This is a genomic window from Sporomusa sp., assembly GCF_057736855.1.
Map to the genome: position 1 here is coordinate 1 of NZ_JBYKYF010000018.1, position 8,938 is coordinate 8,938.

10 protein-coding genes are annotated in these 8,938 nt (G+C 46.2%); all 10 read left to right on the top strand.

What is annotated here, in order from left to right:
* Window positions 1-1,222: histidinol dehydrogenase (gene hisD, locus AC29Z1_RS02380; protein WP_488269857.1), on the top strand; the 1,222-nt coding region annotated here is incomplete at its 5' end.
* Window positions 1,219-2,262 (top strand): histidinol-phosphate transaminase, encoded by a 1,044-nt coding sequence (gene hisC, locus AC29Z1_RS02385; RefSeq protein WP_488269858.1) that lies wholly within the window; start codon window positions 1,219-1,221, stop codon window positions 2,260-2,262. The genes hisD and hisC, both read left to right, overlap by 4 nt.
* Window positions 2,259-2,846: an imidazoleglycerol-phosphate dehydratase HisB gene (gene hisB / locus AC29Z1_RS02390; RefSeq protein ID WP_488269859.1), complete on the top strand. Its 588-nt coding sequence runs from the start codon at window positions 2,259-2,261 to the stop codon at window positions 2,844-2,846. The genes hisC and hisB overlap by 4 nt, the downstream gene beginning before the upstream one ends.
* A gap of 13 nt (window positions 2,847-2,859) precedes the next feature.
* Window positions 2,860-3,492 (top strand): imidazole glycerol phosphate synthase subunit HisH, encoded by a 633-nt coding sequence (hisH, locus tag AC29Z1_RS02395; protein WP_488269860.1) that lies wholly within the window; start codon window positions 2,860-2,862, stop codon window positions 3,490-3,492.
* A gap of 4 nt (window positions 3,493-3,496) precedes the next feature.
* Window positions 3,497-4,234: a 1-(5-phosphoribosyl)-5-[(5-phosphoribosylamino)methylideneamino]imidazole-4-carboxamide isomerase gene (gene hisA, locus AC29Z1_RS02400; RefSeq protein WP_488269861.1), complete on the top strand. Its 738-nt coding sequence runs from the start codon at window positions 3,497-3,499 to the stop codon at window positions 4,232-4,234.
* Entirely contained in the window at window positions 4,234-4,992 is a 759-nt protein-coding gene (gene hisF / locus AC29Z1_RS02405; protein ID WP_488269862.1) for an imidazole glycerol phosphate synthase subunit HisF, read from the top strand. Before hisA ends, hisF begins: the two co-directional genes overlap by 1 nt.
* Window positions 4,989-5,642 (top strand): bifunctional phosphoribosyl-AMP cyclohydrolase/phosphoribosyl-ATP diphosphatase HisIE, encoded by a 654-nt coding sequence (gene hisIE / locus AC29Z1_RS02410; RefSeq protein WP_488269863.1) that lies wholly within the window; start codon window positions 4,989-4,991, stop codon window positions 5,640-5,642. The genes hisF and hisIE overlap by 4 nt, the downstream gene beginning before the upstream one ends.
* A gap of 183 nt (window positions 5,643-5,825) precedes the next feature.
* A complete protein-coding gene (locus AC29Z1_RS02415; protein ID WP_488269864.1) occupies window positions 5,826-7,406 on the top strand; it encodes a glycosyltransferase family 39 protein in 1,581 nt (526 codons plus the stop codon).
* 25 nt (window positions 7,407-7,431) lie between these two features.
* On the top strand, window positions 7,432-8,364 hold the full coding sequence (locus AC29Z1_RS02420) for a glycosyltransferase family 2 protein (RefSeq protein WP_488269865.1): 933 nt from the start codon (window positions 7,432-7,434) through the stop codon (window positions 8,362-8,364).
* 140 nt (window positions 8,365-8,504) lie between these two features.
* On the top strand, window positions 8,505-8,938 hold a 434-nt coding region (locus tag AC29Z1_RS02425; protein WP_488269866.1), incomplete at its 3' end, for a GntR family transcriptional regulator.

Sequence of the window (8,938 nt, forward strand, 5' to 3'; positions counted from 1 at the left end):
AGACCTTTCCGATCAACGGGTGGTGGAACGTATTGTCGCTGAAGTGCGCAAACAGGGAGACGAAGCGGTGTTAACATACACAAAAATGTTTGATGGTGCCGATATTGCCGCAGATACCTTGGAAGTAACCCCAGCGGAAATAGAAAATGCTATAGCTGGCATTGACAACGAAGTGCTGGCGGCGTTAGAGAGGGCGGCTGCCAATATCAAAAAATTTCATGTTGAACAATTACCCAAATCCTGGTTTACTGAACGAGAATATGGTGCTGTGTTGGGTCAAAAGTGTACACCACTGGATCGGGTAGGCATTTATGTTCCCGGCGGTACTGCAGCCTATCCTTCTTCGGTTCTGATGAATGCAATACCAGCCGCCGTAGCTGGGGTAAAAGAAATTATCATGGTTGTACCGCCAGGCAGAGACGGACAGGTAAATTCCTATGTGCTGGCAGCCGCCAAACTGGCTGGAGTCACAAGAATATTCAAGGTTGGTGGTGCACAAGCAGTAGCTGCACTGGCTTTTGGCACAAAAACCATTCCCAAAGTGGACAAGATTACAGGTCCTGGCAATATTTTTGTTACTCTGGCCAAAAAGGCAGTCTATGGTCATGTGGATATTGATATGTTAGCAGGGCCGAGTGAAATTCTCATTGTGGCTGATCACACGGCAGATCCCTGCTATGTCGCGGCCGATATGCTCAGCCAGGCAGAACATGATGTCTTGGCTTCCAGTATTTTGATTACTGATAGTGCTGAACTGGCGAAAGCTGTCGATAAAGAAGTAGGAAAACAATTAGCAGCGTTGCCGCGCCAAGGCATTGCTGCCCAGGCGATAGCTGATAACGGTTTGATTATTGTGACGCCGACAATCCTGGATGCTGTTGAGTTAGCCAATATTGCTGCCCCCGAACATTTGGAACTGGTAACAGCAGATCCGTGGAAACTGCTGCCCTATGTCCGGCATGCCGGGGCCATCTTTATGGGAGCCTATTCTCCCGAACCATTGGGAGACTATTTTGCCGGTCCGAACCATGTATTACCTACAGGAGGAACGGCTCGCTTTTACTCTGTGCTCAATGTAGAAACGTTTATGAAGAAGACCAGTATTATTGCGTATACCCAAGAAGCGCTGGCTGCTGTTAGCAGCCAGGTCATTAAGTTGGCAGAAGCCGAGGGTCTGGAGGCTCACGCCAACGCGGTCAGATTGAGGGGGGAACTAAGATGATGACACCTCGCTTAGGGCTGGAAACCCTGAGATCTTATTCTGTGCAAGAAAGCAACTGGCGGATCCGACTGGATACCAACGAACGCCCCAGTGATTTGCCACCAGCGGTTAAAGCTAAAATTCTGGAAAGATTGGCAGCTCTGCCATTTAACCGGTATCCGGAATTAAGTTCTCAGTCGCTAAAAACTATCATTGGTACTGATTTTGGTTTATCAGCCGCTAACGTTATCATTGGCAACGGCTCGAGCGAGATCCTGGAGGCAGTATGCTATGCTTTTGGCGGCGCTGGCCGGAGTATTGTTTATCCCAGCCCGTCATTTTCCATGTATGATATTTATGCTACATTGGCAGACAGTCGGCCAGTTCCTGTAGAACTGACTGCTGATTATACCATAGATGCCGATAAGCTGCTGGAAGCTGCCCGTGAAAAAACAGCCAGTATCATTCTGCTCTGCAATCCTAATAATCCCACCGGGACCGTTATACCGCCAGAACAAGTGGAATATATTGTGGCTAACGCCACGTGCCTGGTGGTTGTTGATGAAGCCTACCATGAATTCTATGGAAAAAGCTCAGTGAATTTGTTAAGCAAATACTCCAATCTGGCTATTACCCGTACCTTTTCCAAAGCCTATGGTCTGGCAGCAGCCCGTGTAGGTTACCTATTGGCTGATGCAGCCATTGTTGAGACCATTAGCAAGGTAGTATTGCCTTATAATGTCAATGCATTAAGTCTGGTGGCAGCAGAGACAGTCTTTAGCATGCGTGAGGCTTTTGCCGAAACATTAGCAGAAAACCAGCGCGAGCGGGAGCGAATGACAGCCGCGTTAAGCGCTATACCCGGCATAACAGTATTTCCATCGCAAACTAATTTCCTGCTGATTAAGAGTGACAAGGCAGCATCACTGGCGGCCCAGCTTAGTGCTCAAGGCATTGGTATCCGTGATTTCAGCGCTACTCCCAAACTTACCAACTGTATCCGCATTACTATAGGTACCCCTGCGGAAAATGATGCCGTATTGGAGGCTATAAGCTTATGAGACGTACGGCCAGTATAGAACGGATAACCGGGGAAACTGCCATTAATGTGACTTTCACTCTTGATGGCAGCGGTCAAACACAGATAGCTACCGGCATTGGTTTTTTTGACCATATGCTCAACTTATTTGGTAAACACGGTTTGTTTGACCTGACGATTACGGCCAAGGGCGACCTGGAGGTTGACGGCCACCACACGGTAGAAGACACCGGTATTGTTCTCGGGCAAGCCCTGGCCCAAGCCTTGGGTGATAAAACCGGAATTAAGCGTTATGGCACGGCTTTTGTACCAATGGATGAAGCCCTGGCGATGGTATCGCTGGATATTAGCGGCCGACCTTATTTGGTTTTTGATGCCATATTGCCGAGTGAACGGGTGGGGCAGTTTGACAGTGAACTTACCGAGGAATTTTTGCGGGCGCTCAGTATTCATGCCGGAATTACCTTGCATGTAAGAGTGTTATCAGGCAAGAACACTCACCATATTATTGAAGCCATATGTAAGGCATTGGGGCGGGCATTGGATGAAGCCACGCGTCGAGATGACAGGATCCAAGGCGTCATGTCAACTAAGGGAATGATATAGAGGAGGCAGAGCGATGGCGGGTAAAACCTTGGTGATCATTGATTATGGCATGGGTAATCTGCACAGTGTATCCAAAGCTTTTGCCAAAGTAAATGCCGAGAATGGCAGTATGTATGACATTGTCGTTACCAGCGACCCGACAGTCATCGGCAGGGCAGCCAAAGTCGTATTGCCCGGAGTAGGGGCGTTTGGCGATTGCATGGCTAACCTTACAAGCTATGGTTTGATTGATATGATTAAAGCCGTAGCCGGGAATGGAACACCTTTTCTGGGGATTTGCCTGGGACTGCAGCTATTATTTGACGGCAGTGAAGAAGCTCCTGGTGTCCAAGGACTTGGACTTTTGCCGGGCATGGTGCGAAAACTGGATGCACCAGGACTCAAAATTCCCCATATGGGCTGGAATAGCCTGGAGTTTAGGGCACCTAGTCCGCTGTTTGCTGAGTTGCCGTCTTCCCCGTATGTCTATTTTGTTCACAGCTACCATGCGGTACCTGACTGTTCGGAACTAATTACCGCGGTGAGTGAATATGGCGGCGCGGTTACGGCAGCCGTCGGTAGCGGCAATGTGCAGGCCGTGCAATTTCATCCGGAAAAATCAAGTACGGCCGGCCTGACAATTTTGGCTAACTTTTTAAGGAGTTGACAGTATGATTATCTATCCGGCAATTGATATCCGGGGCGGCCGGTGTGTCCGTCTCACCGAAGGTCGTTTTGATCAAGAGACAGTATTTGCCGATAACCCTGTGGATATGGCGCGTAAATGGGCAGACTCCGGAGCCGAGTTTCTGCATGTTGTGGATTTAGACGGGGCCTTGGCTGGTAAACCCATCAATCTTGATATTGTGGCTGCTATCGTGAATGCAGTACCTATTCCGGTGCAATTGGGCGGTGGTATCCGCACTCTGGAAATCATTGAAACCGTGCTGGCAACTGGTGTTAATCGGGTGATATTGGGATCTGTCGCTGTGCGTAACCCTAAACTGGTACAGGAAGCATGCCAAATGTTTACCAGCCGGATTGTTGTAGGCATTGATGCCCGGGATGGTCAGGTCGCCGTTGACGGCTGGGCAGTGTCAGGTGAAGTCGACGCCGAGGAATTGGCCAAGAGAATGGCCGCTGCCGGGGTGGCTCGTATTATTTATACCGATATCTCCCGGGATGGTACGCTGCAGGGCGTTAATGTGGCGGCAACCGCCTCCTTGGCAAAAGTAGCAGGTATTCCAGTAATTGCCTCCGGTGGCGTGAAGAGCCTTGAAGATATTTCAGCGCTGAAGGCCGTAAGCGCCGACAGCGGCATTGAAGGAGTAATTGTAGGTAAAGCCATTTATACGGGGGCCGTTGACTTAGCGCAGGCAATCCGTCTGGTAAAGGAGGGAGCAGCCTAATGCATACGAAACGTATTATTCCTTGTCTGGATGTGAAAGACGGACGGGTGGTAAAAGGTATCAATTTTGTTGACCTGAAAGATGCCGGTGACCCGGTGGAATTGGCTAAGGTCTATGATGGTGAGCTGGCTGATGAATTGATTTTTCTCGATATTACAGCCTCCTCAGACCAGCGCAACACCATGGTAGAAGTTGTAGAACAAGTGGCTGCAAACGTGTTTATTCCCTTCACTGTTGGCGGCGGTATCCGAACCGTAGAGGATATCCGGACAATGCTTACAGCCGGAGCTGATAAGGTTTCGCTAAATACGGCAGCCGTAAAAAATCCTAAGCTCATCGCTGAAGGGGCCAAGCGCTTTGGTAGTCAGTGCATTGTGCTGGCAGTAGATGCCCGACAGTCCGGTCCAGGCCAATGGGAAGTCTATATTAATGGTGGACGGACGCCAACAGGTATGGATGTACTGACATGGGTTACACAGGCCACTGAGTTAGGCGCTGGGGAAATTCTTCTAACAAGCATGGATAAAGACGGCACCAAGGACGGCTATGATCTTCTTTTGACTCAGGCGGTTTCCGAAGCTGTCAACGTACCGGTCATTGCTTCTGGCGGTGCTGGCAAGCTGGAACATTTTTATGAGGTGTTAACTACTGGGAAAGCTGATGCTGTGCTGGCAGCATCTGTGTTTCATTATGGCCAGTTTACCGTAGGGCAGGTTAAGGAATATCTACGATCCCAGGGAGTCGAGGTGAGAGTATGAAGACCGACATGATAAAATACGATGCCAACGGGTTAGTGCCAGCTATTGTGCAGGACGAGGCTTCAGGAACGGTGTTGATGCTGGCTTATATGAATGCCGAAGCCTTACGCAAAACCCTGGAAACTGGTGTGACTTGGTTTTATAGCCGTAGTCGCAGGGCACTTTGGCAAAAAGGGGAGACCTCCGGACATGTACAAACGGTAAAGGAAATATATTATGACTGTGATGCCGATGCTATTTTGATAAAAGTAAACCAAAGCGGTGCAGCCTGTCATGAAGGCACTTTTTCCTGTTTTAGCCGCAGGCTGGATGCCGATAAACAGACAGCGGAAACAATGGTTGATTCGGACAAAATCTATAAACAGCCTCTGGCTAATATTATCTTTGAACTATACAATGTCATTAATGACCGAAAACATAACCCCCAAGAGGGTTCTTATACCAGCTATCTATTTGAAAAAGGTCAGGACAAAATCCTGAAAAAAGTTGGCGAAGAAGCGGCAGAAACCATTATCGGTTCGAAAAACAATAGCAAGGCTGAGATTCTGTATGAAATGGCTGATCTCTGGTATCACTGCCTGGTACTTCTGGCTAACCATGAGATAACGCCCAGTGAATTACTGGAAGAATTAAAGAGGCGTAGAAAGTAATGAACAGGAGTCGGAGAGTAGAGGGTATTGCTCTACTCTTTTATATTTAGTAACAAATAGTAACGATTTAAATCTTCAAAAATGATTAAAAGCTAAATTCCTGCTTCTGTAGGGTTGCTGTTAATTTAAAAACTGGAAGGGCTTTAAAATCAAGATGGAGAATATAGTTTAAAAGTATGGAAGATGATGGGAACGGTGATATTATTGCCAGAAGAGGTGTTAGCAAAATTTATGCACAATTATCGTGAATTTCGTTTAACAGACAGATCGGAGCGATACTGGCAGTTAGGTTATGCGGGATTATTCTTTGCTGGGCTTGTGTTTTTTGTTTCCTGTGCTTTTTATAAGGACATGTGGTTTGATGAGGCCTATACAGTAGCCATGATCAGGCATGATTTTTTTAGAATTTGCGAAATCACAGCCCGCGATGTTCATCCGCCTCTATATTATATGTTAGCCAAACTGGCTTCACTGGTTTGGGGACAGGATATTGTGGTTTACCGCCTGGTATCGGTAACCGGAATGCTGCTTTTTTTACTGCTTGGAGTTACTCATATCCGTCGGATCTGTGGTAATCGGGCGGGTTTCTATTTTACTTTTTTTGCAGTGTTTTTGCCGGTCATGCTGGAGTATTCAGGGGAAGCTAGGATGTATTCATGGGCCATGTTTTTTACGACCAGTGCCGGAATTTATGCTTATTTGTCCTACAGGCACAATCAATGGCAGCACTGGGTATGGTTTGCCGTCTTTTCGCTAGCCAGTGCGTATACGCACAATTATGCACTGCTTGGTGCGTTTTTTATTAATCTTAGTTTGTTGACGGCCGTTTTTGCCGCCAAAAGACAATTGCTTATACCCTGTCTGCTGTCGATGTTAGTCCAGATACTTCTATATCTTCCGTGGCTGTTTGTGTTAATCAGCCAGATTGCTGCAGTTGTCAAAGAATACTGGATTGTCATCAATTATCAGTACCTGCTCTGGGATATTATGGTGTTTTATTTTGCCGAAAATTTACCATCTTCTGCCGTTTTCTTGCTAAGTGTTAGCTGGCTGGCCATTTGCGGTTTTGGGCTATATACTGCCTATAAGCAGCAACGGCACAATGTGGGACTTGCGCTTAACAGCTTGGCTGTGTATTTGGCTGTGATGGTTTTGGCATTACTTTTATCCCAGGTAAAGCCTATTTTCATAACGCGGTATTTAATGCCAAACTCAGGATTTTTATTTATTGCCTTGGCCTGCGGGCTTGCTGCTGTTAGGCGGCAGGGATTGGCTGCTCTGTTATGTGTGGCAATTTTTATTGCTTCTGCGATAAATTTTTATTTGCATTATGATAAAATTTACAGCCCTCAGAATGAAGCTTTGCGGGCTGATATTGCTTACAGCCTAAAACCTGACGATATCTTTCTGTACACAGATATTCATCCGGCAGGCATCTATACGGTTGCTTTTCCTAATCACCGGCATTATGTATTTTTACCAGGCGGGCGGGAAGAATCTAAACCCAATCCCTTCCAGCCAGAGCTTACGCTTATTTATGATTTACATGTCCTGGCTGATTACAAAGGGCGGATTTGGCTGATTGAAAATGCCAATTCCCAGCTTCTGTACGGTCATTTGGGAAAAAGCTATCCCTTATTTACAGTTATTGATTTTGCCCGCGTTTACGACATGCCCTATTTAAGCCACAAAGGCTTTGTGTTTGTTACATCACTGCTACATAAAGAACTAGGGCCTGTGCCGCCACTTTCTCTACAGGAATAACGCAGACACCAAGGAGGTCTGACTTATGAAACCATTAATTTCCATTGTTGTACCTATGTATAATGAAAGTCAGAATATAGATTGCTTTTATCAAAAAGTAACTGAGGTTATGCGCGGGTTGACAGCGTATGATTATGAAATTATCTGTGTCAATGATGGCAGCACAGATAATACGCTGGAAAAGCTTGAACGGCTGGCAGGAAAGGATAAACAGCTTAAAATCATTGAATTGTCCCGGAATTTCGGTAAGGAAATCGCGCTGACTGCAGGCCTGGCTGAAGCCAAGGGCGACGCTGTCATTCCCATTGATGCGGATTTGCAGGACCCGCCAGAACTCATCCCGACGCTAGTAGACAAATGGCGGGAAGGGTATGATGTTGTTTATGCTACCAGGATAGTTCGGGAAGGAGAAAGTAGTTTTCGCAAACTAACCGCCTACCTGTTTTACCGAATCATGCGGCGTCTAGCCAAAGTGGATATACCACCCGATACTGGCGATTTTCGGCTCATGACCCGGCAGGTAGTAGATGCGGTCAATCAGTTAAGTGAATCTCACCGGTTTATGAAAGGGCTGTTTAGCTGGGTAGGCTTTAAGCAGACAAGTATTCCCTATCACCGTCATCGTCGTAACAAAGGTACAACCAGTTTCAATTACTGGAAACTTTGGAATTTTGCGTTAGAAGGAATTACCTCCTTTTCCTTTGTCCCGCTGCAATTAGCAACCTATGTAGGCTTTTTGACAGCGTTTTTTTCTGGGGTGTATATAGCTTATATTATTATAAAAACCTGGCTGTATGGCGACCCGGTGCCAGGTTATCCTTCTATGATGGTGGCTATTTGCTTCTTTGGCGGCACGCAGTTGATGACATTAGGAATTATCGGCGAGTATATTGGCAGGATTTATAATGAGTCCAAACGTCGGCCACTGTATTTTATACGAAAAAAGACTAATTGTTAGCTCATCTTTGCACGAGTGAACGGTTCAGGCATAAGGTAAAAAAAATTATGTTAATAAATTGACAGAATTGTAAATATTGGTATAAAATTTGTATATAGATGTATATACTGTGGGATTGAGTATATTGAAGGAAGGTTACTATGAAAAGTCGAGAAAGCCTAATTCCTGTTTATTATCGTTTAGCGGAAGATATAAAAAGACAGATTGAATCTGGTGAATTAAAAGATGGTGACCTTTTGCCAACAGAGGCACAACTGGGAGAAAAATACTCCATTAGCCGGATGACGGTGAGGCAGGGGCTTGCTTTGTTGGCAGAAGCGGGATTGATTGAGACGATTAAGGGAAAAGGAAGTTTTGTGACCCGGCCTCGCCTGAACCAGTTAGTTATTGATCTTAAACATAGCGTAGCCGGCAAAGGGCAGCTACGGGCTAAACTTCTGGCGGTTAATTTAATACGTAATAATCCGGAATTAGCTACCAGTTTAGGTTTTATCGGAGAATCAAATGTGATAACAGTGAAGCAACTTTTATTTAATGAAAGTATTCCTGTAGCTATTGAGGAAAAATTTTTGCG

Coding starts and splice junctions, on each gene's coding strand:
- hisH (WP_488269860.1), top strand. CDS start 2,860: ATGGCGGGTAAAACCTTGGTGATCATTGATTATGGCATGGGTAATCTG.
- hisA (WP_488269861.1), top strand. CDS start 3,497: ATGATTATCTATCCGGCAATTGATATCCGGGGCGGCCGGTGTGTCCGT.
- hisB (WP_488269859.1), top strand. CDS start 2,259: ATGAGACGTACGGCCAGTATAGAACGGATAACCGGGGAAACTGCCATT.
- AC29Z1_RS02420 (WP_488269865.1), top strand. CDS start 7,432: ATGAAACCATTAATTTCCATTGTTGTACCTATGTATAATGAAAGTCAG.
- hisC (WP_488269858.1), top strand. CDS start 1,219: ATGATGACACCTCGCTTAGGGCTGGAAACCCTGAGATCTTATTCTGTG.
- AC29Z1_RS02415 (WP_488269864.1), top strand. CDS start 5,826: ATGATGGGAACGGTGATATTATTGCCAGAAGAGGTGTTAGCAAAATTT.
- hisF (WP_488269862.1), top strand. CDS start 4,234: ATGCATACGAAACGTATTATTCCTTGTCTGGATGTGAAAGACGGACGG.
- hisIE (WP_488269863.1), top strand. CDS start 4,989: ATGAAGACCGACATGATAAAATACGATGCCAACGGGTTAGTGCCAGCT.